The organism is Mycobacterium shunyiense (genome assembly GCF_058270075.1).
Window position 1 is genome coordinate 762,745 of record NZ_JBZDPU010000040.1, and the last position, 25,525, is coordinate 788,269.

At 65.7% G+C, this 25,525-nt stretch carries 30 protein-coding genes and 1 pseudogene; 16 read left to right on the plus strand and 15 right to left on the minus strand.

All coding sequences use genetic code 11. The features are described from left to right. Positions 1–75 precede the first annotated feature (75 nt). Positions 76–690: an LGFP repeat-containing protein gene (locus tag AC4ELH_RS34255; RefSeq protein ID WP_448442161.1), complete on the plus strand. Its 615-nt coding sequence runs from the start codon at positions 76–78 to the stop codon at positions 688–690. Between the two features lie 17 nt (positions 691–707). Here AC4ELH_RS34255 and AC4ELH_RS34260 read toward each other — a convergent pair whose 3' ends face one another. Further along, entirely contained in the window at positions 708–1,547 is an 840-nt protein-coding gene (locus AC4ELH_RS34260) for a glycoside hydrolase family 16 protein (protein WP_498889326.1), read from the minus strand. A gap of 130 nt (positions 1,548–1,677) precedes the next feature. Between AC4ELH_RS34260 and AC4ELH_RS34265 the strand changes: the two genes are divergently transcribed. From AC4ELH_RS34265 to AC4ELH_RS34280, 4 genes are all read left to right on the plus strand, one after another. After that, positions 1,678–1,932 (plus strand): hypothetical protein, encoded by a 255-nt coding sequence (locus AC4ELH_RS34265; protein ID WP_498889328.1) that lies wholly within the window; start codon positions 1,678–1,680, stop codon positions 1,930–1,932. Between the two features lie 157 nt (positions 1,933–2,089). Continuing rightward, positions 2,090–2,512, plus strand: coding sequence for a hypothetical protein (locus tag AC4ELH_RS34270; protein WP_498889330.1), 423 nt, complete (start codon positions 2,090–2,092; stop codon positions 2,510–2,512). A 73-nt stretch (positions 2,513–2,585) separates the two neighbouring features. Continuing rightward, positions 2,586–3,248 carry a YczE/YyaS/YitT family protein gene (locus AC4ELH_RS34275; protein ID WP_064959689.1) on the plus strand — a complete coding sequence of 221 codons (663 nt, stop codon included), beginning with the start codon at positions 2,586–2,588 and terminating at the stop codon, positions 3,246–3,248. A 103-nt stretch (positions 3,249–3,351) separates the two neighbouring features. Then, entirely contained in the window at positions 3,352–5,616 is a 2,265-nt protein-coding gene (locus AC4ELH_RS34280; RefSeq protein ID WP_498889332.1) for a winged helix-turn-helix domain-containing protein, read from the plus strand. On the opposite strand, the gene AC4ELH_RS34285 is transcribed toward AC4ELH_RS34280, so the two are convergent. The 10 genes and pseudogenes from AC4ELH_RS34285 to AC4ELH_RS34330 all read right to left on the minus strand — a co-directional run bounded on the left by AC4ELH_RS34285 (position 5,546) and on the right by AC4ELH_RS34330 (position 13,996). Next, positions 5,546–6,382, minus strand: coding sequence for a bile acid:sodium symporter family protein (locus tag AC4ELH_RS34285; protein ID WP_448442169.1), 837 nt, complete (start codon positions 6,380–6,382; stop codon positions 5,546–5,548). The two genes, AC4ELH_RS34280 and AC4ELH_RS34285, sit on opposite strands and share 71 nt — an antisense overlap. Positions 6,383–6,387: 5 nt before the next feature. Continuing rightward, entirely contained in the window at positions 6,388–7,395 is a 1,008-nt protein-coding gene (locus AC4ELH_RS34290) for a hypothetical protein (RefSeq protein WP_064879507.1), read from the minus strand. Continuing rightward, entirely contained in the window at positions 7,392–8,738 is a 1,347-nt protein-coding gene (locus AC4ELH_RS34295; RefSeq protein ID WP_448442172.1) for a Dyp-type peroxidase, read from the minus strand. The genes AC4ELH_RS34290 and AC4ELH_RS34295 overlap by 4 nt, the downstream gene beginning before the upstream one ends. A gap of 11 nt (positions 8,739–8,749) precedes the next feature. Next, complete coding sequence (locus AC4ELH_RS34300) at positions 8,750–9,319, minus strand: hypothetical protein (protein WP_448442174.1); 570 nt, start codon at positions 9,317–9,319, stop codon at positions 8,750–8,752. A gap of 172 nt (positions 9,320–9,491) precedes the next feature. Continuing rightward, positions 9,492–9,782 (minus strand): cupin domain-containing protein, encoded by a 291-nt coding sequence (locus tag AC4ELH_RS34305; RefSeq protein WP_448442176.1) that lies wholly within the window; start codon positions 9,780–9,782, stop codon positions 9,492–9,494. A 56-nt stretch (positions 9,783–9,838) separates the two neighbouring features. Beyond that, complete coding sequence (locus AC4ELH_RS34310; RefSeq protein WP_064879492.1) at positions 9,839–10,141, minus strand: hypothetical protein; 303 nt, start codon at positions 10,139–10,141, stop codon at positions 9,839–9,841. Positions 10,142–10,170: 29 nt separating this feature from the next. Further along, positions 10,171–11,532 (minus strand): cytochrome P450, encoded by a 1,362-nt coding sequence (locus AC4ELH_RS34315; RefSeq protein WP_448442178.1) that lies wholly within the window; start codon positions 11,530–11,532, stop codon positions 10,171–10,173. 78 nt (positions 11,533–11,610) lie between these two features. Then, positions 11,611–12,033, minus strand: a complete 423-nt coding sequence (locus AC4ELH_RS34320) for a YybH family protein (RefSeq protein ID WP_064879561.1) — start codon at positions 12,031–12,033, stop codon at positions 11,611–11,613. A gap of 42 nt (positions 12,034–12,075) precedes the next feature. Next, positions 12,076–13,580 (minus strand): annotated as a pseudogene (gene arsB / locus AC4ELH_RS34325) (ACR3 family arsenite efflux transporter). After that, the gene (locus AC4ELH_RS34330) at positions 13,565–13,996 is read right to left on the minus strand and encodes an ArsI/CadI family heavy metal resistance metalloenzyme (RefSeq protein ID WP_064879488.1); all 432 of its coding nucleotides are present in this window, start codon (positions 13,994–13,996) and stop codon (positions 13,565–13,567) included. The pseudogene arsB and the gene AC4ELH_RS34330 overlap by 16 nt, the downstream one beginning before the upstream one ends. A 99-nt stretch (positions 13,997–14,095) precedes the next feature. Here AC4ELH_RS34330 and AC4ELH_RS34335 point away from each other — a divergent pair, with 99 nt between their 5' ends. Then, positions 14,096–14,455: an Rv2640c family ArsR-like transcriptional regulator gene (locus tag AC4ELH_RS34335; protein WP_064959683.1), complete on the plus strand. Its 360-nt coding sequence runs from the start codon at positions 14,096–14,098 to the stop codon at positions 14,453–14,455. 37 nt (positions 14,456–14,492) lie between these two features. On the opposite strand, the gene AC4ELH_RS34340 is transcribed toward AC4ELH_RS34335, so the two are convergent. Beyond that, the gene (locus AC4ELH_RS34340) at positions 14,493–14,786 is read right to left on the minus strand and encodes a DUF4193 domain-containing protein (RefSeq protein WP_064879481.1); all 294 of its coding nucleotides are present in this window, start codon (positions 14,784–14,786) and stop codon (positions 14,493–14,495) included. Positions 14,787–14,944: 158 nt separating this feature from the next. Between AC4ELH_RS34340 and AC4ELH_RS34345 the strand changes: the two genes are divergently transcribed. Both AC4ELH_RS34345 and AC4ELH_RS34350 read left to right on the plus strand, forming a co-directional pair. Continuing rightward, positions 14,945–15,259 carry a hypothetical protein gene (locus tag AC4ELH_RS34345; protein WP_236734649.1) on the plus strand — a complete coding sequence of 105 codons (315 nt, stop codon included), beginning with the start codon at positions 14,945–14,947 and terminating at the stop codon, positions 15,257–15,259. 71 nt (positions 15,260–15,330) lie between these two features. Continuing rightward, positions 15,331–16,260 carry a TauD/TfdA dioxygenase family protein gene (locus AC4ELH_RS34350; RefSeq protein WP_448442399.1) on the plus strand — a complete coding sequence of 310 codons (930 nt, stop codon included), beginning with the start codon at positions 15,331–15,333 and terminating at the stop codon, positions 16,258–16,260. A 13-nt stretch (positions 16,261–16,273) separates the two neighbouring features. Here AC4ELH_RS34350 and AC4ELH_RS34355 read toward each other — a convergent pair whose 3' ends face one another. After that, positions 16,274–16,558 carry a hypothetical protein gene (locus AC4ELH_RS34355; protein ID WP_064879476.1) on the minus strand — a complete coding sequence of 95 codons (285 nt, stop codon included), beginning with the start codon at positions 16,556–16,558 and terminating at the stop codon, positions 16,274–16,276. A 585-nt stretch (positions 16,559–17,143) separates the two neighbouring features. Between AC4ELH_RS34355 and AC4ELH_RS34360 the strand changes: the two genes are divergently transcribed. Both AC4ELH_RS34360 and AC4ELH_RS34365 read left to right on the plus strand, forming a co-directional pair. Continuing rightward, positions 17,144–18,514 carry an amino acid ABC transporter substrate-binding protein/permease gene (locus AC4ELH_RS34360; protein ID WP_498889549.1) on the plus strand — a complete coding sequence of 457 codons (1,371 nt, stop codon included), beginning with the start codon at positions 17,144–17,146 and terminating at the stop codon, positions 18,512–18,514. Further along, positions 18,511–19,284, plus strand: a complete 774-nt coding sequence (locus AC4ELH_RS34365) for an amino acid ABC transporter ATP-binding protein (RefSeq protein WP_498889339.1) — start codon at positions 18,511–18,513, stop codon at positions 19,282–19,284. The genes AC4ELH_RS34360 and AC4ELH_RS34365 overlap by 4 nt, the downstream gene beginning before the upstream one ends. A 1-nt stretch (position 19,285) precedes the next feature. Here the strand turns inward: AC4ELH_RS34365 and AC4ELH_RS34370 are convergent, their stop codons facing one another. Beyond that, positions 19,286–19,888, minus strand: a complete 603-nt coding sequence (locus tag AC4ELH_RS34370; protein WP_064959681.1) for a TetR/AcrR family transcriptional regulator — start codon at positions 19,886–19,888, stop codon at positions 19,286–19,288. A 104-nt stretch (positions 19,889–19,992) separates the two neighbouring features. Between AC4ELH_RS34370 and AC4ELH_RS34375 the strand changes: the two genes are divergently transcribed. Beyond that, the gene (locus AC4ELH_RS34375) at positions 19,993–20,880 is read left to right on the plus strand and encodes an alpha/beta fold hydrolase (RefSeq protein ID WP_448442189.1); all 888 of its coding nucleotides are present in this window, start codon (positions 19,993–19,995) and stop codon (positions 20,878–20,880) included. Here AC4ELH_RS34375 and AC4ELH_RS34380 read toward each other — a convergent pair. Next, positions 20,853–21,563, minus strand: a complete 711-nt coding sequence (locus AC4ELH_RS34380) for a DUF3060 domain-containing protein (protein WP_448442191.1) — start codon at positions 21,561–21,563, stop codon at positions 20,853–20,855. The two genes, AC4ELH_RS34375 and AC4ELH_RS34380, sit on opposite strands and share 28 nt — an antisense overlap. Before the next feature lie 244 nt (positions 21,564–21,807). Here AC4ELH_RS34380 and AC4ELH_RS34385 point away from each other — a divergent pair, with 244 nt between their 5' ends. The 5 genes from AC4ELH_RS34385 to AC4ELH_RS34405 all read left to right on the plus strand — a co-directional run bounded on the left by AC4ELH_RS34385 (position 21,808) and on the right by AC4ELH_RS34405 (position 25,521). Continuing rightward, entirely contained in the window at positions 21,808–22,647 is an 840-nt protein-coding gene (locus AC4ELH_RS34385) for a peptidoglycan recognition protein family protein (protein WP_448442193.1), read from the plus strand. A 109-nt stretch (positions 22,648–22,756) separates the two neighbouring features. Further along, on the plus strand, positions 22,757–23,212 hold the full coding sequence (locus AC4ELH_RS34390; protein ID WP_448442195.1) for an MTB12 C-terminal domain-containing protein: 456 nt from the start codon (positions 22,757–22,759) through the stop codon (positions 23,210–23,212). Positions 23,213–23,219: 7 nt separating this feature from the next. Then, positions 23,220–23,927 carry an ABC transporter ATP-binding protein gene (locus AC4ELH_RS34395; RefSeq protein ID WP_448442197.1) on the plus strand — a complete coding sequence of 236 codons (708 nt, stop codon included), beginning with the start codon at positions 23,220–23,222 and terminating at the stop codon, positions 23,925–23,927. After that, positions 23,924–24,712, plus strand: a complete 789-nt coding sequence (locus tag AC4ELH_RS34400; RefSeq protein WP_498889343.1) for an ABC transporter permease — start codon at positions 23,924–23,926, stop codon at positions 24,710–24,712. Before AC4ELH_RS34395 ends, AC4ELH_RS34400 begins: the two co-directional genes overlap by 4 nt. Further along, entirely contained in the window at positions 24,709–25,521 is an 813-nt protein-coding gene (locus tag AC4ELH_RS34405) for a methyltransferase domain-containing protein (RefSeq protein WP_498889345.1), read from the plus strand. Before AC4ELH_RS34400 ends, AC4ELH_RS34405 begins: the two co-directional genes overlap by 4 nt. The last annotated feature ends 4 nt before the right edge of the window (positions 25,522–25,525 follow it).

The following is a 25,525-nucleotide window of genomic DNA, read 5'->3' on the forward strand; positions in this document are numbered from 1 at the left end:
GATAGCCGCGGTGGCGTCGCCGTTGGATCTCGGCATTTGCTGAAAGCGCGGTATCGCCGGTGTTACGTTCGGGACATGAATCCAAAGCTGATCAAACGCACAGGTGCGCTAGCTGCAGCTTTCGCCATCACCGGCGCGACGGCCATTGCGTGCTCGCAGGAAGCAAAAGACCAGACCAAGGACGCCTTGTCCAGCGCGACGAGTGCCGCGTCGTCGGCCGTCGATGCCGGCACGAGCAAGGCCAAGGAGGGCGCCAGCTCCGCTTCGAGCGCGGTCTCGTCGGCTGTCGAAGGCGCGCCCAGCACCGTGAATGCGCCCGGTGTCGGCGAGGTGGTACTCGACGCTCCCATCGCCGAGGAGTACTCCGATGCCGGCGGCGAAGCCAAGCTGGGGCTACCGACAGCGCAACCGGAGAAGGTGGGCGATGGCACCGTGCAGGCATTCGCCAACGGCACCATCTTCTCGTCACCGTCGACCGGCGCGCACGTGGTGCAGGGCGAGATCCTGCGGGTCTACACCGCAAACGGTGGTCCGGCGGGCAAGCTGGGCTTCCCCACCGGCGACGAGGACGAGACCGGCGGTGGACCGGATGTCGCCAACGGCGGTTGGGTCACCGAATTTCAGCACGGCACCATCAGCTGGCTGAACAAGGGTGACGGCACGTTCGCGGAGACCATCACGCCCAAGTAGCGGTTGCGCTACCGCGGCTACCAGACGCGGACGTAGTCCACGAGCATGTCGGCCGGGTAGGTGCCGCCGCTGGGGTCTTCTCCGCCCGAACCTGCCACCGCAAGGTTCAAGACGACGAACATCGTGTAACCGGGCTGGCTGAACGGCCAGTCCGGCAGCTGGCTCGCCGAGACCTCGAAGTAGGGCTTCGCGCCTTCGGTGTAGTCCTGCCAGAACCGGGCGCCGTTCGCGTCCCACTGGGTGCGCCACGTGTGCCAGCCGGTGTCGACAGCGATGTTGTGGGTCTCCCACTCGCCGCCGTTCGACTTGGCATGGACGGTGGTGGCCGACGGCCACTTGCCGTTGCCGTACCACTCGACGATGTCGAGTTCACCCTCGCCCAGGGTGCCCAGCCAGAAGGCCGGCCAGGCGCCCGCGGTCAGGCAGTTGAACTTGATCCGGGCTTCCCACGTATGCCCGGGGCCGCCCTCCCACACGCTCGCCAGCTTGGCGCCGTAGTAGGTGTCGCCTTCCTTCGTGGCGCGGATGACGAGATTCCCTTTGCCGTCGAGGAAGGCGTTCTTGCGGTCATCGCGGTACTGCCCGATACGGCCGGGCACCTCCCAGTAGGTGGGGTCCTTGATGGTCTCCCGGGCCTTCGCGATGGTCCACTTCGACGTATTCGGCGACGAGCCGGCAGCCCCGTCGAACTCGTCCGCGAACACGTAGTTCACCGTGGCCTGTGGCGCTGACGGCGCGGGAACAGGTGGTGTCAGGGGCTTGGTCGGGAGGGCCTGGGCTTGCGGGGCGGGTATTGCCGCTGCCATCACGCCCAGACCTGACAACATCATCATTTTTCGGCGATCCAAGTTGGCCATGGTGGACCACCCTAGCCGTGCTGCGTGCGTGAGTGCGGAATCAAGGGTTTTGCCGGGGGAAGTTCACTTCAGAAGATTTCCATAGGAAACGCTTCATCCCTGCTCAGTCAGCGCGGGCACAGTGGGTTGCATGACACTGATCGATTCTTTGCGCCGGGCCACACGGGGGCGCAGTGCGCTGACCGCCGGGCTGGTACTCGCCGGAGCGTTCGTCGCGCTCCTGCTCAGTGTCGCCACCAGCGGAGAGTGGGCCGCGGTGCTGGCCTCACTGGCCGGCTTCGCGACGGCCATCACGGTGATCGCGGCCGTGGCGACGAGTTGGGAACACGTCGTCGTCAACGCCCGCAGCGCCGGGTTGGTCGAATCCGAGGTCGAATCCCGGTAACCCGCGGCTGGTTTGCCAGCTAAGGCGATCGCTGCTCAACCGCGCCGGTTCGAGTCGCCGCACTGCCAATTCTGCTGTGCCCAAGTCACGTTCGTGTGAGATGCTCTCCGCGTCAATTTTGGGCACCGGGTCGGGGCGACTTCAGGGGAGTGCGATCGTGAGACTTGTCATGGGCTTTATTCCGGCGATGGTTCTTGCCGGAACCGCTGTCGGTTTCGCGAGCCCGGCTTTCGCCGAGGAACTCAACGGCACCTATCGCTATGACCACGATGGCCCGTCGACGTGGAGCACCTGGACCGTGACGTCGTGTGGCCAGGGTTGCGCCGACGTGGCGGCCACCGGCGGCGCGACCTGGGCGCCATACGGCGGGCAGGCCCACCTGGACGGCGGACGCTGGACGATGGTGAGCCCCTGGACCGACGCGGGGACCTGTGAGGGCGCCCCGCTGACCGCCTCACGCACGCTTTCCTGGGACGACGAGACACTCACCGGTACCGGCTACGCCACCTGGGAGGCCAGCGATTGCGGCCCGGCCGAGCGCAGCGAGCGGTTCTCGTTCACGCTGACCAAGCAGTCGTAGAACGGACTCCTACGCGTCGACCGTGAATGACCACCTCGCTCTGCGATAGTCGTGGATTGTGGGTGGTCAGAAAATGCACTACTGGCGACGGTCGTTCTGGGCACTCGTAGGTGTTGCGGTCCTGGGTTTCGGGTCGGCCGTGTTGCGCGTCGCCCAGGTCGGTGTGGATCCCTACACCGCGGCCAACATCGGCATCAGCAACACGATCGGTCTCGACCTCGGCACGTACCAGCTCATCAGCAACGCCGTGCTGTTGATCCCGGTCTTCTTCTTCGGCCGCATGTACATCGGGATCGGCTCGATCATCAACATGGTCATGACCGGGTACTTCATTCAGTGGTTCTCGGCCCTGTTGAGCCCACTGGTTCCCGCCGATCCCGGACGCGTGCTGCAGACCGGGATGTTCCTCGTCGGCATCACGCTGTTCGCCGCCGGTGCATCGATGTACATGACCGCAGCGCTGGGCAACGCCCCGTACGACGCGATCGCCCCGATCATCGTCGACCACACCCGCCTGCCGTACCGGGTGGTGCGGGTGGCCCAGGACCTCGCGTTCGTCGGATTGGCCTTGGCGTTCCACGGGCAGGTTGGCATCGGGACCGTGATGACCGCGTTCTTCGCGGGTCCGCTGATCGACTTCTTCACCGAGAAGGTCAACAAGCCGCTGATGAAGAAGGACCTGGCAGCGCTCGAGGCATTCCAGCAGCGCGTGAAGACCACCCGCTGGCATTTCTGACGGTGACCGCGTTTGTCCTGCCCCGTCAAAATCTTTGACGGATCCGCGCCGGACCTGCCGTGCAGACAGGCGCGCTCCGGCGCCACTGACCTAGTATGCCCAGGTGGGAGCAGGATCCTGGCCGGCGCACATTCCGGTGGCGACCGTCGGACGGCCTGCCACCGCACGCGCCGGTGTTCCCCGTCCAGAAATCACCCGCTTGCTGCAGGACCGCACCGGTCTGGTGTTGGTCACCGCACCGGCGGGATACGGCAAGACCACTGCGGTGGCGCAGTGGGACGACGCCGACGAACGCCCGTTCGCATGGGCGCGGCTCGACAATCTCGACAACGACCCCGCGCATCTGCTGTTGCATCTCGCCACAGCGCTGAACCAGGTCAAGCCGATCGATCCGGCGGTGCTGCAGTACCTGCAGGGCGCAGGACGGGCCGAGACCCAATTGGCGTCGGCATTCGTCCAGGCACTCGAAACCGCGGGGCCCGTCGTTCTGGTGCTCGACGACGTCCACGAGTTGTCGGCGAGCGCCGCGGTCGACACCCTGCGCGCCGTGGTGGACCTTGCCCCGAGTTCGACGACGTTGGTGCTGGTCGGCCGGCAGGCTCCGGCACTCGATCTGGCCCGCCGCCGGCTGCAGGGCTACGTCGTCGACATCGGAATTCCGGAGCTGAAGCTGTCCGGATCCGAAGGCGCCGCTGCTTTCGCGGCCCTCGGTTCCGGGATGGACGAGGCCACGATCGCACGCGTTCTCGACAAATGTGAGGGCTGGGCGGCCGGGGTGGTGATGGCGGCCCTGGCGCTGCGCGATGGCGCCCCCGCCGAGGCGGTGACCGGCCGGCACCGGCTGGTGGCCGACTATCTGGTGGAGGAAGTGCTCAGCCAGCTCGAACCCGACACCGTCACGTTTCTGACGGAATCGGCCATCCTGGACCGCTTTTGCGCCGGCGAGCTCGACGCGCTGCTGGGCCGAAGCGATTCCGCTGCGATGCTTGAGGCAATTACCGGATCGGGCAACCTGTTTCTGGTTCCCCTTGACTCCCAAGGCATCTGGTACCGCTATCATCAGCTTTTCGGTGACCTGTTGCGCGCGCGCCTACGTGACCGGGATCCGGACCGGTTCCGGGAGTTGGCGGCGCGCGCGTCCGATCGGCTGGCTCAGGCCGGTGACGTCGACGGAGCGCTGGCGCAGGCCCTGGCCGCCGGCGACCGCGCCAAGGCCGCAGCACTGGTGGGGATCGACGCGGTGCGGTTGGGTTTCGACGGCCGGGTCGGTGTTCTGGCCCGCCGGCTCAGCCTGATCGACGAGCGGACCTTCACCGACTACCCGGACGCTGCGATCGCGCGGGCCTGGCTCGGCGTGATGACCGGGGACGCCGAGTTGATCCAGCGGTCCCTGTTGACCGCCGCGGCGGCCGACTCCGGTGGGCCGCTCGCCGACGGCACACCGTCGGTCGAGGTGGCTGCCGCGCTGATCGGCTCGCTGCTCGGAGTCGGTGGAGTAGGCGAGGTGATTCGCCATGCCGAAACAGTCTGCGGCGCAGGTGATCACCTGGTCAACCCGTGGTGGGGCGCGGCCACCACGATGAAGGGTGCCGCGCTGTCCATGCTCGGTGACCCCGGGGAGGCGCGGGCCACACTGGAATCGGCACTGCCGGTAATCGAAGATCTCCCCGGATTCCAGGCCGCCGTGCTGGCGCATCTCGCCGCATTGGACCTCGGTGACGGAGACCTGTCGGCCGCAGTTTCCCACACCAACGCCGCGCGCATGATCGTCGACTCACGCGACTTGTCCGACATGGTGCCGATGGTGGTGGTCTACGCGGTCGACTCATTGGTGCGCGCCCGGCGCGGTGACGCGGCCGGAGCACGATCGGCCGTCCGCGCGACCGAGCGGCTCCTCGACCGGCTGGGCGATCTGTCCGCCCGCACCGCCCTGACGGCCCATGTGTTGGTCGCCGGTGCGGCCGTCGAGGTCGACGACACCGAGCTGTGCGACCGGCACCTGGGCGAGGCGCAACGCGCATACCGGCGTGAACCCGAGGCCGTCGGCATCGGGCAATGGCTGGACCGCATCCAGGCCTTGTCGGCGACCCGGGCGGCCCGTGGTGCTCGGCCGGCGCTGACGACGGCCGAGCTCAGGCTGCTGCCGTACCTCGCCACCCATCTGTCGCTGCAGCGCATCGCAGGTGAGCTGTCCCTGGGCCGTGAAACCCTGAAGAGCCAGGCGAAGTCGATCTACCGCAAGCTCGGCGTCTCGTCCCGCGCTGCCGCGGTGACCGAGGCCGACCGGCTCGGGTTGCTCAGCGAGACCGTGCGAGCCGCCGCGAGAACGGCAACAGCATCAGGAACTCCACGATCAACACCACGGTGATCATCACGACCACCTTCGGATCGTCGAAGTTCTGCCCGGCCACCACGAACGCCGCGGCGGCGTTGCGCTGAGCGGTACCCAGCGCCAGGACATCCCGAGCCCCGCGGCCGCCCAGCAGCCAACCGACGCCGGCGCAGATCACCGTGTACACGACGGCGGCCAAGATGCCGAAGGTGCCGAAAACCGATAGCACGCTGTTGAAATGGGCGGCGATGGTGAGCACGATCACCAGAACCATGCTGATGGTGGACACCTTGCCGACCACGGACCGGAGGCGGGCGGCCGCCCCCGGACCGCGGGCCCGCAGCAGTAGGCCCGCGGCCAGCGGGATGAGCATCAGCACCACAAGCGACGCCGCGATCTGGGCAGGGTTGACCGCGGTGCCTGCGACGAAGATCGGCAGGACCAGTGGCACGAACCCCACGGTGATGACCATCAACAGCACCATCAGGCCCACCGCGAAGGCCATGTCGGCCTTCGCGAACTCGGCGAGCTTGATCAGGAACGGTGCGCCCGCCGCGAGCCCGCACAACAGCAACCCGATCCCGAGCGGCTCGTCCAGATCAAACACCCGCCACAGCCCGAACGCGGCCAGCGGCGCCAGCACGAAGTTCGCCGCCAGCGACAGCGCAACCAGGCGAATGTTCTTGAGCGGCGCGAGGATCTGACTGACGGTCAGGCTCAGACCGACGGCCAGGGTGCTCGACACGACGAAGAAGACGACAGCGATATTCGAGCCCTGCAACAGCAGATCTGTCACCTTCACTGCGGTCAGGCCATCGTCACGAGGTTGCGCCAGAAGGACTTCAGGCTGTCACTCGCGCCGAACAGGGTGGTGAAATGGGTTGAGTCGACCAGCACGATGTCGCCGGCGCGGTCACCGGACGGCGGCATGTGGATCAATGCGTTGAACTCCGTGTTGCCCGCCAAGGTGAACGGGTGGGGCCGGGTCTGGTCGATCAACTGCCGGCCGAGCACTCGGAGGTCCGGCCCCTCGGGAGCCGTCAGCTCGTAGTGCGGCAAGTGGGGATGCAAGGCCAGCGTCGTGACGTCGCGCAGCAAGCCGGCCGAATCCAGATCGCGGAAACCAGTAAGCGGCACAATCTGTTTGGTGCCCTCGACCGTGGCGGGACGCAGGCCCCAGGTGTTGTGCACCGGGATGTTCAGCCCGGTCAGCAGCGACCGGGCGTAGCCGCTGAACCGCTGGACGCGCGGCGTCAGCGGGTCACCGTGGTGCAGATACTCCATCTGCTGCTGCTCTTTGTCGTCGGTGAACCCGACGTCGTGGTGCGGCGCGAGCATCAGGCACTTGCCTTCCTGACGCAACCACTGCTGTATCGCCGCGATCTCCTCTGGCAAGGCATCCTCCTCGCCGAGCAGGTGGTCGAGGCCGAAGATCATCAGGGTGTCGGTGTCGTCGAGGATGCGTTCATCGATGGGCAACCGGTACCCGGCCTGGTCGACCCGCTGGAACACCGCCACCGGATGTCCGGTCGCCTCACCGGCCACCTCCTGGAAATTCAGGGACGACCGGTGGAACAGTTCCAGCGTTCCGTCGATGCCCTGCAGGAAGTCGCGCGGGTCGTACTCGGGTCCGGCGTAGGCGGGCCAGGTCGCCAGACGAACCTCGGTCATGGTGGAGAACCGGTTGTACAGCAGTGCCGAATCGCGCTGCGCCTCCCACGGGTAGCTCCACGACCAGTAGATCGACACCCGCCGTTTGCCGTTGTGCGGGCGGGTGATGTGCGCCTGGTTATAGGTGCGGGCGGGCGTGGTCATGCTGACTCCTTCATTCTTGGGGTCTCAAGGTTTGAGAGGTAACGCAGCGCGCTCAGGCCGGGCAGAAAGAAGTAGGCCCCGCCGCGCAGCGTGGTGAACGCGGGTAACCCCTTGTGCACCTTCCGGATCGGACGCTTCGGAATCGTGAAGTCCAGCGTGCCGTCCTGGACGCCGCAGATGGGGTCGTGTTCGTTGCCGAGATCTTTGAATGCCGCGTCGTTGATCCAGACGTTCTGCGCGAACTCGAACTGGCGCACCAGGCTGGCGCAGATCAGGAACATCCCGACCCCGCGTTCGACTCCGTCGTCGGCAACACCTTCGGGGAGTGCCGGTCCGTAGGTGCCGCTGCGCCGGATCAGCCTTCGCCGATTGGGATTCGGCTCGGTATCGCGTGGGTTGAGCCGGCGGGCGTGGGAGCCGAGCGGGCAGGCGTAGCCGTGTGGATCCATCTCGCCGTAGTCGAAGTCGTTGTTGCGCATCGGATCCGCACCGAGTTCCCGGTCGTCGTGCTCAGGTGCCAGGACCAGCGGCGCGCCGCTGCGCCACCGCCCCATGAACTTCGCGGCCAGCAACTCCTCGCCGTCGGCGTCCTCGGCGTTCTGCTTCAGGTAGTCCCGGAAGATCCCGACGTGTTCCTCCAGGCGGCGGTACGCCAGGTAGCTGCCGTTGCGTGAAAGCACCTCGGGTGTGGGCTGGTTCGCGACCAACCCCTCCTCGTCCTGATAGCCGAGGAGGAACTCGCCGGGTGCCAGATACCCACCTGCACCGGGTATCAACTCCTCGCCCGAACCCCTCATCTGCGGCTGCGACACCGGATCGCGGTACCCGAAGTGATCGTGGTCGTACTCGAACGGAGCGGTGGCGGCCAGATCCAGATGCGACATTGACCGCACCCCGGGGCAGCGGGCCAGCAGGGCGTCGTGTTCGCCCACGCACCGCACGCGTTCCGCCGCGTCCCGGGCGAACAGGATGACGATGGCATGCAGATCGTCGTCGGCGAGCCCGCCCAGCCAGTGTTCAGGTGCGGCGGCACCGGTGTCCCCGAGGATGTCCGCCCGCGACGCCATCCCTTCGCGGAACTCGCCCGGGAACGATGCCAGCGACTCCTCGTCCAGACCCAACGCGCGCAACCCATTCCAGGTGAAGGCCAGGTTGACCCAACGTTTGAAGACGTTGACCGTCTCACGAACATCGGTGGCCGACTGCACGAGCGGCACCATTTCGGACAGCCAGGCCCGCCCCGCTTCGGGGGTGTCGAAGGACAGGAACTCATACCGGCCGGTCAAATGCGGTGTCCCGGTCAGCATGATGTGCTGGATGTCGTCGAATTCGAGGTCGGTCATTGCATCCATGGTCACTGCATCTGATCCAACATGTCCGCGAACGCGGCCTTGAGTCGCAACGCCTTCTTGACCTCGTCGGAGGTGGCGTACGGGTACTCGCCGTACTCGAGGAAGCTGGGCACCTGGTGGTCGCGGACGTACATGATGAAGGCCTCCGGATTGGTTTTCCAGTCCGCCGGAAAGCCCTCCAGATGGGTGAATGCAGTGGTGATGCCGGTCGAGCTGAACAGCTTGACGGCGTCCTCGGTGTACTTGTCGAAGTCGGTATCGAAGATGCCCATGTACTGGAAATGCAGACCCGACCCGACATCGAACAGATTCCACCGCAGATAGTGAAGCTTCAGTGGGGCCAGCACGCCCGGCTGCGCGGCGACGGCCGCCTCGATGCTCTTGCCGTGGGCGCGGATGGCGTCTTCGTGTTCGGGGCCGTCCTTCACCTTCGCGATGATGTTGAAGCCGTAGCACGCGGGAGTGCGGGGGAAGACCGGGCCGTACCGCCCGCGGGTCAGTTCGAAGTAGCCCTCCTTGGGAAGGGCGAGAGCAGCGGGCTGGGTCCAGTCGTTGTTTCCGTTGTGCGCCATGGCAACGAGATTATGAGCGCGCTGACCGCACGTCGTCCCCCGATTCGGGGGAAAACCGCCTGTCAGGGAGCATTGGTGCTGATGTTTGCGTCACATGGACGCGACCGGCAATCGGGGTGGCCCGGTGCCGCCTTCTCGTGCCTGCGCCTCATATGAGTGCGGGTTTGACGCGTCAGGCCAGTCGCTCGACTTCGACGAAGATGATCGGATCGCGGTCGCCGCGGTTCTCGACGGTGTGCTCGGAGCCTGCGGGACGTGAATAGCTCTGCCCGGCTACGAGTTCTGCGACGATCTCGGAGCCGTCGGCAGTGACGACATGCATGGTGCCGGTGACCACGGGAACGACCACATACTCGTAATCGTGCCGGTGCATCGGTATCGCGCCGCCCGGGTCGATCGTCCACTTGGTGACGCGGAACCACTCATTGTCGAGCTGGATCTCACCGTGGGACCCGGTCGTCATGATCCTCCTTGCCGCCGTCCGCTTCGGAATCTCACCGCCCAGGCTGGTGCCGGCTGTCAGAAGTCGGGCGTGCTCACGTCTTCGAGCCCCTGCTTGGGGCCCGTCGGAGCGACCGGCGCAGTAGGAATCGCCTGGATTCCTGACGAACCACATTCCGTGCCGCTCACCCCGGGCGGGCACAGGTTGTTGCCGCTCGGTGAGTTCGGCACCAGATAGGGGACACAATTCTGGGTATAGGTGTCGTTGTCCTCGCCGTTCGGGCAGGCCGCCAGCACGGCCGACGGGGCGGGCAGGGCGGCGACCGCAGTCGCCGCCACCATCGCGATGCCGCAGCAGGCGGAGATGATCAGGTGTCGCATAGGGATCAAGGCTGTCATGTCATTCGCTTTCAGTCGATGACCGCAGTGGCCTTGTGCACGGTAATCGGCGCGGCCAACTGCTGCTCGTCGCAGATCCGTTGCAGTTTCTTCAGGGTCTCGGCCAGGCCCAGACCGGTCCGCCGGCCCGGGGTGAATGTCGCGGGCAGGTGCTGCATGCCCTGGATGACGCCGATGGTCTCGTAGTGGACGGCGCCCGCCGGGTCGCATCGGTAGTCCGGCATCCGGTCGAGCACCCCGGTCAACATCGACTTGAACACCGTCCGCGCCACATTCGAGCCGATGCAGCGATGTACGCCCAAGCCGAAACTGAAGTGGCGGTTACCCGTTCGGTCCATCATGAGCTCGTTCGGGTTCTCGAAGACACGTGGGTCGCGGTTGGCCATCGCCCAGGACAACCACAGCCGCTCACCTTCCTTGAGCGGCACGCCGTCTACTTCGATGTCCTCGGAGACCGTGCGGCCGTCCCCCGGGGCAGGGGTGAAGAACCGCAGGAACTCCTCGGTCGCCGGGTCGAGCAGAAAAGCGCGGTCCCGGCTCAACCGCTCCCGCTGATCGGGGTGCTCGGAAAGCCACTCGAGCGAGTGCGCGGTCAGCGCCGTCGTGGTGTCGAAACCTCCGCCGATCAGGAGCATGAGCATGCCCAGAATCTCCGAATCGGGAGCCGGCTCGCCGTCGATGCGCATCTGGACCATCGCGTCGATCAGTCCGGGACGTGGATCCTCGCGGATCACCGCGACGTGCCCCATCATGTGTACCGCTGAAGCCACTGACAGGTCGAAGACGCGCTGGGCGTCGGGGGAGTCGGCCCGGGTGTACACCGATGCATGTGCGGGTTCGCAGTAGATCTCCCATTCGGCGAGCGGGACGCCCAACAGTCCGAGCGTCAACACAGCCGGCACGATGTTCGCCAGATCGTCGACGAAATCGATACTGCCGTCTTCGATCTTCTCGTCCAGACACGCCCTGACGAGTTCGTCGACGACCGGTTTCCACCGCGCGACCGCGGCCGGTGACAGGTAGCCGTTGAGCGGTGTCCGGTAGGAACGGTGTTCGGGATCATCCATCTCCAGCATGCCGCCGCGGAACTGCGTGCTCACCTCGCCGCGCGGAATGTTGATGCCCCGATAGCCTTTTCGTTCCCCGACGACGTCGTTGTCATTCGAGATGTGTGGGCAGCGGGCCAGTTCGAAGACCTGGCTGCTGCCGGCGGCCACCCAATGTCCGCCGTATGTGTCGGTCCAGGCGAGCGGACAGGAGCCCAGCATCTCCGACGTTATCGGCTCGAACTGGTCGCGGTACTGCGGGGTGTGCCGGTCGAAGTGGTAGCTGTGCTCGCTATGTCGAGCTTCTGCCGTCGCGCCCTCGGTCATCTGCGCCTCCAACGTCGTTGTCGGTCTGCAGGTCTGAGGATAGGAACTACGCGCGCCGGTGTGGGCGGTTCTGGCAGATCACGGCGTCAGATTCAGGACGGCCTTGCCGTATTCGAGGTCCGCGGGCACCGAGATGTGGTCGTGAAAGACGCGCCAGACGCCGTCGACGCAACGCAGACATGCCGTCCATCGCACCCACATGTCGGTGTCACGGCCACTGGCGAGGGTGCCGCGGACGTGGTTGAGGCTGTGCACGAACGCGATGTCGCCCTCGGTGGTGACGGTCAGCTCGTGCACGTCGTAGCCGATCGGCCCGGTGTACGCGGTGAAGACCTCCTGCCAGGCCCGTCGCTTGTTGTCGTCACCCGCGTAGCGCAGCGGTGCCCCGAGATCGAAAGACACGACATCGGGCGCGTAGAGAGCCGTGAGCGTGTCCAGATCGCGCGCACGGATCGCATTCACACCTTCGGCGATGCGCTGGCGAATGGCGGCTTCAGTCACGAATGTCACGGTAGGCCACCATCGCCATCGGGCACCGGAAAATCAGTCGGCGGGGCCGAGTCCGAGTTCGCCGAGGAGGACTCGAACGCGTCGTTCGATGTCGTCACGGATCGGACGGACGGCTTCGACTCCGAGGCCGGCCGGGTCGGCCAGGTCCCAGTTCTCGTAGCGCTTGCCCGGGAAGTACGGGCAGGTGTCTCCGCACCCCATCGTGACCACGACGTCGCTCGCCTCGACGATGTCGTCGGTCCATCGCTGCGGCTGTTCGTGCGCGATATCGATACCGACCTCGGCCATGGCGGCGATCGCGGCAGGATTCACCTCGTCAGCCGGCTCCGAGCCGCCCGAGAACACGGACGCTCGGTCTCCGGCGAGGTGGGTGAAGTAGCCCATCGCCATCTGGGACCGGCCTGCGTTGTGGGTGCACAGGAACAACACGCTGGGGCGGTCGCGCTCGGTCATCGAGTTCTCCTCACAGGACGGTCGTCTCCTGCGGTTGCGAACCGGCGCCGCAATCCCAGTGACACGTAGACCAGCGCCACGAGGACGGGCACTTCGATCAGGGGGCCGACGACACCTGCCAGGGCCTGGCCGGAGGTGGCACCGTACGTCGCGATCGCCACCGCGATGGCCAGTTCGAAGTTGTTGCCTGCGGCCGTGAACGCCAGGGTGGTGGTGCGCTCGTAGCCCAGCCCCAGCGCAGCGCCCAGTGCGTATCCGCCGCCCCACATGATCGCGAAGTACGCCAGCAGCGGCAGCGCGATGCGGGCGACGTCCCAGGGGCGAGTGGCGATCTGGTCACCCTGAAGCGCGAACAGCACCACGATGGTGAACAGCAGTCCGTACAGGGCCCACGGGCCGATACGCGGCAGGAACGTCGTTTCGTACCAGTCCCTGCCTTTCGCGGATTCACCGATTCGACGTGACAGGTACCCGGCCAGCAGTGGGATGCCAAGGAAGATCAGCACCGATTTGGCGATCTGCCACGGCGATGTGTCGATACTCGTCTGTTCCAACCCGAGCCAGCCCGGCAGCACCGACAGGTAGAACCAGCCGAGTACGGCGAACATGAGCACCTGGAACATCGAATTGAGGGCGACCAGTACCGCGGCGGCCTCACGGTCGCCGCAGGCCAGGTCGTTCCAGATGATGACCATCGCGATGCACCGGGCCAGTCCGACGATGATCAGGCCCGTCCGGTACTCAGGTAGATCCGGCAGAAAGAGCCACGCCAGCGCGAACATCAGGGCGGGACCCAGCACCCAGTTGAGGACCAGCGAGCTGATCAACAGCTTGCGATCACCGGTCACCCGGTCCAGTCGGTCGTAGCGCACCTTGGCCAGGACCGGGTACATCATGATCAGCAGGCCCAGGGCGATCGGCAGTGAAATGCCGTCGATCTGAACGTGATTCAGGGCAGTGTTGACGCCGGGGACGAGTCTGCCCAGCAGCAGACCTCCCGCCATCGCCACGCCGATCCATACCGGCAGCAGTCGGTCCAGCGTGGAAAGTCGCGAAGTGACAGCCTGGTTCACGATGTGCAGCAGGTGCCGCCGGCCTCGGGGCTGTTGAGGGCGGGGGAGTTCGCGCCGAAGGACTCTGAGTCGGCGAGAACGGTGTAGACCTCCCACTTTTCGCCGGCAGGCCCCGTCACCCAGACCTTGTCCTGCGTGGCGAAGCAGCAGGTCGTGCCGATCTCCTCCTCGGTGAACAGGCCTTCGTTCGTCAGGCGCGCGATCTCGGCGTGCACCTGGTCGCTGGACTCGACTTCGACGCCGAGGTGGTTGAGTGTCCCGCCGTGACCGGGGTTTTCGATGAGTACCAACTTCAGCGGGGGTGCGGCGATCGCGAAGTTGGCGTAGCCCGGCTTGACCTTCGCCGGCGCGGTGTCGAAGAGCTTCGAGTAGAACGTGATCGCCTCGTCGAGATCATCGACGTTCAAGGCGAGTTGTGCGCGGGACATGGCAGCCTCCGGACCTCTGTGGCATATGTCGAACTATCGGGCAGCATCGATAATGCCACCTCTTCGACATATGTCAATGTCCTCTGGCAGAATCGATCCATGCCCAAGGCGTTGCCGGTGGTCGACACCACCGAACCGGTCTGCTGCACACCTGTGGCTGCGGGACCGATCGATGACGGCGGAGCGCTGGAGATTGCCTTACGGCTGAAAGCGCTGGCCGACCCGGTGCGGGTCAAGCTCGTGTCGCTGTTGTTCAGCGCCGAGGCCGGAGAAGTCTGCGGGTGTGATCTCGCGGCTGCGGTCGGCCTGGCCGAATCCACCGTCAGCCACCATCTGTCCCAATTGCGGCGGGCGGGCATGGTGGAGTCAGAACGGCGCGGTATGAACGTCTACCACCGCCCGCGCCGGGACTCGCTCGTCGCGCTGTGTTCCGTGCTCGACCCCAACTGCTGTCGTTAGGGCACGTGCGGCCGTCAGGCCGCCGTCCGGCTCTGCGTCAGACGCACTCGACGCAGAGCTGCTGCTCGCCCTTCTGCAGCGCCAACCGGTTGCGGTGCTGCACCAGGAAGCAGCTGGAACAGGTGAACTCGTCAGCTTGCTTCGGGACGACGCGCACGCTCAGCTCCTCGCCGGAGATGTCGGCGTCGGGCAGGTCGAACGAATCGACCACCTCGTCCTCGTCGATGACCGCCGTGTCGGCCGCGGTGCGCCGCGTGGCCAGCTGCTCCAGCGACTCCTCGGCGGGCTCGTCGGTCTCCTTGACGCGCGGGGCGTCGTAATCGGTAGCCATGAATGATCCTCCTAAGTTCAAGACCAATGTTTCTCGCCAACGCCACAGCGGGACTCCTTGTTCCCCGGGCGAACAGCCTGTAAACGTCGGATGCACGTTAGCGGTTCAATCCGCCGGGGTCTGCATCGGTGGACGTGATGCTGAGTACAGTCGTCGGCGTGCATGACGATGTCAGAGGTTCGGACGCCGAGATCTTCGATGACGCTGAGCTTGATGAGTACCTCGATGACGACGATGCCGGTCTGGAGGATCTGGACTCCAACGGCCAGGTGATCTCGATCCGTCGCGCCGATGGCGAGGAGCTCCTCACCATCGTCGCCCAGGACGACGAGTGGAATGTCGACCTGCAGCCGGGGGGCTCCGTACAGAGCGCGTTCCTCGGTTCGCGACGGGACACCCCGGTGTGGATCAATGCCCTCGACGGCCAGATCGAGCGCGACGACGACGGCACCTACGTCATCCGCATCGACTGACCTTCGAACGCTTTGCGCTCGTAGTGAGCGCAACCGTGGTGCTGCCACACCCCATCGCCGATGGTGACGGGGTGTCCACTCTGCGTGTAGTGAAGCTCGGAGCCCATATCGGGGCCCGCATCGACGGAATCGACGTCAACGGCAACCTCGACGCCGCCACGGTGTCCGCGATCAACGATGCCCTCCTTGAACACAAGGTCATCTTCTTCCGCGGCCAACACCACCTCGACGACGACGGACAGTGGGCGTTCGCGCGGTTGCTCGGCACCCCGACCCGCGCGCATCCGACGGTCACCTCGCGCGGCGACCGGATCCTGCCGATCGACTCGCGGTATGACAAAGCGAACAGCTGGCACACCGATGTGACCTTCGTCGACCGCATACCGAAGGCCTCGTTGCTGCGGGCGGTCACGCTCCCGGAGTACGGCGGCACCACGACGTGGGCGTCGACCGAGGTCGCCTACGACCGGCTGCCCGGGCCGTTGCGAGCGCTGGTCGAGAACCTGTGGGCCGTGCACACCAACCAGTACGACTACACGGCCGGCGATCAGGTCGACCACGAGGGCCAGCCCGTTGTGGCCGACGGTCACCGTCAGTACCGCGAAGAGTTCGAATCCGAGTATTACGAGACCGAGCATCCCGTGGTGCGGGTCCATCCCGAGACGGGCAGGCACGTGCTGTTGCTGGGGCACTTCATCAAACAGTTCGTGGGTCTCAGTCCCGCCGAGTCGGCCACCCTCTTCCAACTGCTCCAGAACCGGGTCATCAAGCTGGAGAACACGATTCGATGGAACTGGGAGTTGGGGGACCTGGCGATCTGGGACAACCGGGCCACCCAGCACTACGCGGTGGCCGACTACGACGACCAATTCCGCCGGCTCAGCCGGATCACCCTGGCCGGCGACATCCCCGTCGATATCCACGGACGGCACAGCCGGGTGATCGCCGGCGACGCGTCGCGATACTCCGAGGTCATCAGGCCGGTCGCACTGGCCGGGTGAGCGGGCCCGCCGGTCAGAGCCGGTCCATCTCCCGCGCCATCAGACTGTTCTCCAGATAGCTGTAGTGCGACGGGTAGTGCGGGCGGGCGCGGTGCGTCCGCCAGTGGTCCGTCACCGAGGCCACCGCACGCGACATCATCGTGATGACGTTGTGGTGCGGATGGGCGCCGGCTGCCGCGGCCGTACTGAACAGCACCTGCTGTTCGGTGATCAGCACCGGCTCGTGCGTGTGCCGGCGCGTCGGGGTGTGTGCTGAGGCTTCGCGTCGGACGGCGGAAACCGAATGGAAAACGCTCATGTCGAAACTTCCTCTGAACCGAGCGTCTTGCTCTCCAACGCTCTCATGAAGGCAACGTACGACTGACCGGAGTCATTCCTCACGCGTAGTCCACTACCTCAATAAGGAGCATCTGCAGCTGAACGTCCTTTTACAGAGCGGGTTCTCGCGGCGCAGGGATGGACAGCTCGGATGATTTGTAAAGCCCACCACGCGGGTTGCCATCAGCCGATGGCGTGAATGAGACGTTGCCCGCGCAACTATCCTCGTGCACAGGACAATTCGGCGACCGGTGTGCTCCTGTGGCTCACACACCCGCCCCAGCGAGACCGCGACCGGTGGTGACATCAGCTGCGCGCGTCGTCCAGGGCGGCACGCAGCCCGGCCGTGCGACTCCATCGAGTCGCCGAACCGTGCCCCGGTAAATCCCGCCCTAATCGCAGTGACGGCGATAGCGTGAGAACTCGTCGTTTCCACACCTGGATAGGAGACTGGGCGATGAGAGCCGAATCCGCGTCGGGCGAGGGCATCGCCGGAGTCATCCGGTCCCCGCACCGGCTGCTGGCCGCCGTCGTGGCGTTGCTGGTCGGGCTGGTCGGGGCCGCGATGCTGGCCCCGGCCCGTGCCGCCGCCGAAGGCGAGACCTATATCGTCGCCACCGACATCACGTTCGCGCCGTTCGAATTCCAGGACGTGGACGGGAAATTCGTCGGCATCGACATCGATCTCATCAACGAGATCGCGGCCGATCAGAAGTTCAACATCACGATCAAACCGCTGGGCTTCGACGCCGCACTGCAGGCCGTCCAGGCCAATCAGGCCGACGGCGTGATCGCGGGCATGTCGATCACCGACGAACGCAAGAAGGTCTTCGACTTCTCCGACCCGTACTTCGAGTCCGGGGTGCAGATGGCCGTGCTGGCCGGCAACGACGACATCAAGTCCTACGCCGATCTCAAGGGCAAGCGGGTCGCAGTCAAGAACGGCACCCAGGGCGCCGAGTTCGCCGAGTCGATCAAGGACAAGTACGGCTTCCAGATCGTCTCCTTCGCCGATTCCGCGTCGATGTTCGAGGAAGTCAAGACGGGTAACTCGGTGGCGGTATTCGAGGACTACCCGGTGCTCGCCTACGGCATTCAACAGGGCAACGGTTTCAAGACCGTGACGCCGAAGGAGAAGGGTTCCAGCTACGGCTTCGCGGTGAACAAGGGCCGCAACGCCGAACTGCTGACGAAGTTCAACGCGGGTCTCAAGGAACTCAAGGATTCCGGCCGTTACGACGAGATCGTCGAGAAGTACCTCGGCGAGGGCGCCGCCGAGGCCGACAACTCGTTCTTCGGATTGATCAAGAGCACCTTCCCGTTCCTGATGGCCGGTCTGAAGATGACGCTCATCCTGACGGTGGTGTCCATCGCCATCGCGCTGGTGCTCGGCATCATCTTCGGTCTCTTCCGGGTGTCACGGTCGATAGTGCTGCGGGCCATCGGCACCACCTACGTCGACATCTTCCGCGGCACACCGCTTCTGGTGCAGGCATTCTTCATCTATTTCGGCATCCCGACCGCGCTGGGATTCCAGATGACGGCGCTGACCGCGGGCATCATCACGCTCTCGCTCAACGCCGGCGCCTACATGACCGAGATCGTGCGCGGCGGAATCCAGTCGGTGGACAAGGGCCAGATGGAGGCGGCCCGCAGCCTGGGCATCGGGTACCTGCCGACGATGCGAAAAGTCATTCTGCCGCAGGCCATTCGCACCATGATCCCGTCGTACGTCAACCAGTTCGTGATCACCCTCAAGGACACCTCGATCCTGTCGGTCATCGGCATCGCCGAGCTGACCCAGACCGGACGGCTGATCATCGCCCGCAACTACCAGTCGTTCACGATGTGGCTGATCATCGGCATCATCTACTTCATCGTCATCATGGCGCTGACGAAACTTTCCGACCGGCTCGAGAAACGGATGGTGAAATGACCCAACTGGTACCGGAAGCCGCGGCCGCCGAGCCGGAGGGCACCGTCAAGATCCGTATCGAGGGGTTGAAGAAGTCGTTCGGTGACCTGGTGGTGCTCGACGGCATCGACACCACGATCAGCAAGGGTGAGGTGGTTTGCGTCATCGGCCCGTCCGGATCGGGCAAATCCACCTTCCTGCGGTGCCTCAACAAGCTCGAGGACATCACCGCCGGCAAGGTCACGGTCGACGATTTCGACCTCACCGACCGCAGGGTGGACCTCGACAAGGTCCGTCAGCACATCGGCATGGTGTTCCAGCACTTCAACCTTTTCCCGCACATGACCGTGATCGACAACGTGACACTGGCGCCGCTGCTGACCAAGAAGATGGACAAGGCCGCCGCCGAGAAACGGGCCATGGAGTTGTTGACCCAGGTGGGGCTCGCCGAGAAGGCCAAGGTCAAGCCGGCCACGTTGTCGGGTGGTCAGAAGCAGCGCGTCGCGATCGCCCGCGCCCTGGCGATGAACCCGTCGATCATGTTGTTCGACGAGGCCACCAGCGCGCTGGACCCTGAGATGGTCGGCGACGTGCTGCAGGTGCTGCGTGACCTGGCCGAGGGTGGCATGACGATGGTGGTGGTGACGCACGAGATGGGTTTCGCCCGCGAGGTGGCCTCCCGGGTGATCTTCATGGCCGACGGCAACATCGTCGAGGACGACTCGCCGTCCGAGGTGTTCGACAACCCGAAACATCCTCGGCTTCAGGAGTTCTTGTCGAAGGTGCTGTAGCTCAGCCGACGAACAGCCCGTCGACCAGTGCCCGGGCCACCACGCCCGCGTCGCGCCGGGCCGCGGCCGGATCGTCGGCGGTCGCGATCAGCAGGGCCGCCTCGTCCAGCGCCCCGATGATCATCGACGCCAGGGTTTCGACGGGAAGGTCGGGGAGTTCACCGGCCTCGACGGCGCTGCGGATGCCGTCGCGCAGGGCGCCGAGGTAATTGCGGTTGTCGATCTCGCGCATCTGAGCGAATCCCAGTGCGGCCGGCGCCTGCAACACGCTGATTCGGGCCACGGTGGGGTCGAGGCAGCCGTCAAGGAACTCCTCGATGCCTGCCTCGAGTTGGCCGCGGCTGGTGGCATGGGCCAGCGCCGCGGGGAGCACCCGTTGTGCCAATTGGCCTTCCACATCCTCGTAGACCGCTCGGAACACCGCCTCCTTGGTGGGGAAGTGGTAGTACAGGGCGTTTCGGGTCACGGCCGCGACGCGCGCGATGTCCCCGGTGGAGACGGCCGCGTAGCCCCGTTCGACGAACAGTGAGCGCGCCGCGGCGACCAGCGCCGAGCGGGTGGCCTCACTGCGTTGTTCGCGGCCGTCGCGTCCATCTTCACTCACGGGGAAATTTTAACAAGCTGTATGTATTGATGTTCTGCCAATGATGTGTTTGCATACAGTCTGTATTGATTTATGTCCGATGCTCGCGGCGAGAGGACAGACAGATGGACACACTCAGCTCCCGGCGGACGGTCTCGTTGCCCTGTGGTCCGGTCGGCGTGCGCGAATGCGGTGACGGCCGCCCGGTCGTCCTGCTGCACGGACTTGTTGCCAACGGATTGGTCTGGCGTCACGTGGCTGACGGCCTCGGAGGCGGAATCCGTTGTATCGCGCCCGATCTGGCGCTCGGATCGCACACCCCGGCGTTGCCCGACGCCGATCTCACCCTGCCCGGGCTGGCCCGGACCGTCATCGACCTGCTCGACGCTCTGGAGATCCCGCAGGCAGTGCTCGTCGGCAACGGCTACGGCGGCGACATCGCCCAGGTGGCCGCCGCGTGCTACCCGCAGCGGGTCGAGGCCCTGGTGCTCGTCGCCACCAACGCCTTCGACTCCGATCCGTGGCCGGTGAAACTGCTGTCCCGGCTCGCCTCGCTGCCCGGTGCCGGACTGCTGCAGTCGGCATTGATCGGTCTGAAACCCGTGCAACGTCTCCGGATCACCTATGGCGGCGCGACCAAGCGTCCCATCCCGGCCGACATCATGGCCTCCTACCTGCAGCCGCTCCGCAGTGATCCTTTGGTGCGGAACGATTTCCGGCGTTTCCTCGGTGAGTTGTCGCCGGCGTACCTGGCGGAGTACTCGCCCCGGCTGGCCGACTACGATCGACCCGCGCTCGTGGTCTGGCCACGCGAGGAGCGTTATTTCCCCGCCGAAGGGGCCTCGCGTCTGGCGCAGACGCTGCCGCAGGCCGCACTCCAATTCATCGACGACTCCTATGCCTGGGTGCCAGAGGACAATCCGGCACCGCTGGTGGGTCTGCTCGATGAATTCTTCCGGCGCCTCGACCGTCGGGCCGAACCCGATCAGCCCGCCTCGACCACGTTGGACTGACCCGAATTGCTCACCTCGGGTTCCCCACTGCGGTAGGTGACGCGGTTTTCGAATCCTGACACGCCGATGGCGTCGGCGGACTCGACGGTGATGACGTTCTTGACACCGGACACCGTAAGGCCCACGCAGTGACCGGTGATCTCCAGTTCGTTCTCGATGCCGCTCACGATCACGGTGTTGTCCCGGCACTCGACGGTCCGATGCTCGTTGATGCCAGAGACGATCACCGTCTCTCCCGCCGGAACCTGCGTCGGCGCAACAGGGCCGGGAACCGGTACCCCGTTGATGCTGGTCTGCCGGATGGTGGTCGATTGGCTGTCCGAGTACGAGTCGGTGTCAGTCGTTTCTGTGTCGCCAGTGCCTGCGCCGGTATTGCTGAACATCACGGTGGCGGCGATACCCCCGGCGACCAGGATCACCGTCAGTGCGCCGAACAGGACGAAGAACGGGGTGGCGCTCGAAGTGCGTCGCGGTTGCGGCGGGGTGGGGTAGGGCTCGTAGCCCGGCCACGGAGCCGGGGGGCCCGGGGGTGGCGGCGGGTACGCGTTGGTCCACGGCTGGGTCGGCGGCGGACCGGAAGGGCGAACGGTCTTACCGGTGCCCAACTCGGACGCTTGGGCGGCATCAGCCAACGGGCGCTCGAGCTCCCGGATGCGGGCCTCGGGGTCGTCCTTCGGATCCATGCGCAGATGCTCGCACATCTGGCCGCCGATGCGGACGGAAAGCGTGGTCGCAACCAGACAGGTATGTTTGCCTGCCGTGCTGTGGGCGAACGTGCTGCCTGGATGCTGTGCAGGTGGTGTTCCTGTGGGCAAATATATTGACACATAACCTGTCTGACCGCTTCGGTGAGGGTGAGGAACTGTCGGTCCGCGCGCGTAGGCTTGGGGTCACCGATCGTTTGCTATGGAAGGAAAAGGAATCTCAGTGCCACAGACAGGACGATGGACCGGGGATCCGGTCTGGCTGGCCGACGTGCTCCGAGCCGAAGGTATCGACCTTGTCGAGTACCCCGGTTGGCGCACCCGGGGGCACGGCGATTTCAAAGACATCCGCGGGGTGATGGTGCATCACACCGGGTCGGACACCGCCACCGCTGCATCCATCGCCAATGGGCGTCCGGACCTTCCCGGACCGTTGTCGCAGTTGCACATCGCGCGCGACGGAACGGTGACGGTCGTGGCGCTCGGGGTGGCCTGGCATGCCGGTGTCGGCATGTATCCGTGGTTGCCGACGAACATGGGCAATTGGCACATGATCGGTATCGAGTGCGCCAACAGCGGTACCAGTCCGACGGCACCGCATCGCAAAAATTGGCCTGATGCACAGTATTTCGCTCTGGTGCGGTGCTGCGCCGCGATCAACCGCCGGTTGGCGCAGAGCTCTGAACGCACCATAGGGCACAAGGAATACGCCGGCCGCGCGCAAGGCAAGTGGGATCCGGGCGCCATCGACATGGACATCCTGCGCGCCGACATCCAGGCGCAGATCGGCGATGTCGGGAAGCCGGCACCGACGCCTCGACCGCCTGTGCCCGTGGGGCAGTACACCGATGTGCTGCTGTATCGGCCCATGGAGGGGCCCGAGGTTGCCGCATTGCAGCGCAGGCTCAGGTCCGCCTACGCGGCATATGCGGGGGATCTCGAGGTCGACGGAGTCTTCGGCCCGCAGACCGAGGCCGCGGTCAAGGAGTTCCAACGGCGTACCCGCGGGCTGAAGGTCGACGGCATCGTCGGCCCCGCCACCGCAGCTGCGTTACGGCTCTGACCCCTGCGCGCAAACTTACTCACCCGCGTTCCTGACGAAGGTGTTGTCTTAGGCTAACCAAACTTCTATGGTTAACCGGATACTTCTCCTTCAAATTAAGGAACCGCTGATGAAGCGCCTGATCTGCCTGCTTGCCAGTGCTGTTGTTGTGCCCTTCTCAGTGGTGACAGCGCCCCTCGCCAGCGCCGAGGACTTCGCCATCACGGCGCCGGTGCCCGCGCTGGAGGAACTCAATGCCCAGATCCAGCTACTCGTGGCGAGTCAGGCGCCGGATCACGTCAAGGCCGCACAGCTGGAGGGCGGATCACGGGCGGTGATCGTGCCGAAGATGGTCTACCGGATCGGGATTTTTCGCGCCCCGAAAGGCTCGGCGGTGGTGACCGGGCCCGAGACCCACGACGGCAACAGTCACACCGCGGTGATCAACGGCAGTCGCGTCGGCCAGCCCACCCTGCAGATACCCGGCGAATGGCGCTATATCGACGGGCAGTGGAAGCTGGCGAGCAAGTCGATGTGCAACGGCATCTCGACCCTGGGCCTGCCCATTCCGTGCAATTTCCAGTGATCCGGAGATGATCGAGGTCCGCGGGTTGACCAAGGCGTTCGGGAACACGCCGGCGCTGACCGATGTCAGCGCTTCCTTCCCCGCCGGTACGGTCACCGGGCTGCTCGGCCTCAACGGTGCCGGAAAAACCACGCTGCTCCGTGTGATCGCGGGCATGGAGCGTGCCGACAGCGGCACAGTGACGTTGTGCGGGAATCCAATTGATCACTGCGCGGAACCGATGCGGATGCTCGGTGTGCACTTCGACCCGATGGCGATGGACCCGCGACACAGTGCCCAGCGCCACCTGTCGTGGCTGGCGGCGCTGGGCGACATCGCCCGCGGGCGCATCGACGACGTGCTGGCGCTGGTAGGGCTGACCGAACTCCGGCACCGACGCATCGCGCAGCTGTCGATGGGCGCGCGGCAGCGGCTGGCCATCGCCAGCGCTCTGTTGGCCGAACCGCGGGCGCTGATCTTCGACGAACCCGTCAATGGCCTGGACGTCCCCGGCATCGTCTGGCTGCGGGAGTTGTTGCGGCAGTTGGCTGCCGAAGGCCGGACCGTGGTGGTGGCCAGCCATCTGCTCGGTGAGGTGGCGTTGACCGCGGACCGGCTGCTCGTGATGGAACGGGGGCGGGTGGCCGCAGCGGGCAGCCTTGACGAGATCCTGCCCGCCGGTGCAGATCCGCGTCAGCACCTTGAGGCCCTGCTCCTGCGGATGGCCGCGGCATGAGCGGGACGGTGCTGCGCAGCATGCGCGCCGAGATGATCCGCACCGGCGGCCGCGGGCCGCTGTGGAGCGTCCTGGTGCCGGCGGCGGCGATCCTTCCCGCCGTGATCACATACCTGATCGCCTATGTCGCAGAACGATTCGCTCGCATCCCGGGCCAGAGCTATGTCCAGCAGGTGTCGACCACGAACGCCGCGTACTGGGTGATCACCGTGACCGTCGTGTTGGCCGCGTTGGCGGCAGCCCACGGCCAGGCCCACGAATTCCGCTATGGAGCACAACAATACGTGCGATTCGCACTGCCACGTGCATCGGTGGCCCTTGCCGGCAAGTGGTTGTTCTACGGACTACTCGGGGCCGTGGTGGCGGCAGCCATGGTGGTGCTGGTGCTGGTCACCCTGCCCTGGGTGTCGACTTCGGTCTACGGACAGGTCTCGCTGACCGATCCGCATGGCGTGCGTCTGCTGTGGACCGTGCCCGTCTACGCGTTCTTCGCGGCGGGTCTCGGGCTCGGAGTGGGTGCGGTGATCAGAACACCGGCCGCAGCCGTCGGAGTGATCCTGTTGTGGGTGTACGTCATCGAAACTGCCGTCGGCTACCTGCCCGGCGGCTATTCGCTGCAACGGTTCATGCCGTTTCTCAACGGGGTCTTCGCCACCGGGCAGGACATCGTCCTGAACCCGCCATGGGGACCCGACCTGGCCCTGGCGTACACGTGCGCCCTGTTTTCCGTTGTCCCGCTGTGCAGTACGTGGTGCATGGCCCGCAGAGGAGGAATCACGAGATGACCGGCAAGAACGATCTGCCGCTGGCGCAACGGTCCGATGCCGATCTGCCCGGGCACTGGCTGCTGGCCCGGCTCGGCAAGAGGGTGCTCCGGCCCGGAGGGCTGGAGCTGACCACCCGACTGCTCGCCGCGGCCCGAATCAGCGGCGCCGACGTCGTTGAACTCGGGCCAGGGCTTGGCCGGACCGCCACCGACATCGCCGCATGCGGGCCCCGCTCGTACGTCGGCGTCGACGACAGCTCGACCACCTCGGGCCCGCTGCAGAAAGTGGTGGCCGACACCGGCGGCCGGTTGGTGGCCGCCGACGCCGCCAGCACCGGACTGGACGCCGGTTCGGCCGATGTGGTCGTCGGCGAGGCCATGCTGACCATGCAGGGCGACAAGGCCAAACAGGCCATCGTCGACGAGGCCTTCCGGGTCCTGCGCACCGGTGGGCGCTACGCCATCCACGAACTGGGCCTGATGCCCGACCAACTCGCCGACGACATCAAGGACGACATCCGCCGCCAGATGGCCCGCGCCATCAAGGTCAACGCCCGGCCGCTGACCGTGGCCGAATGGACCGAGCTGCTGACCGGCGCGGGATTCGAGGTGGTCACTGTTGAGCGTGCCCCGATGGCGCTGCTGGAACCGCGCCGGGTGATCGCCGACGAAGGCCTGCTCGGAGCGCTGCGCATCGTCGGCAACGTGCTGACGCATCCGGCTGCCCGCAAGCGGGTTCTCCACATGCGCAAGACCTTCGCCCGCTACCGCGATCATCTGACCGCGGTGGCGATCGTCGCCACGGTGCCTGCCGCAGAATCGAAATGACTCC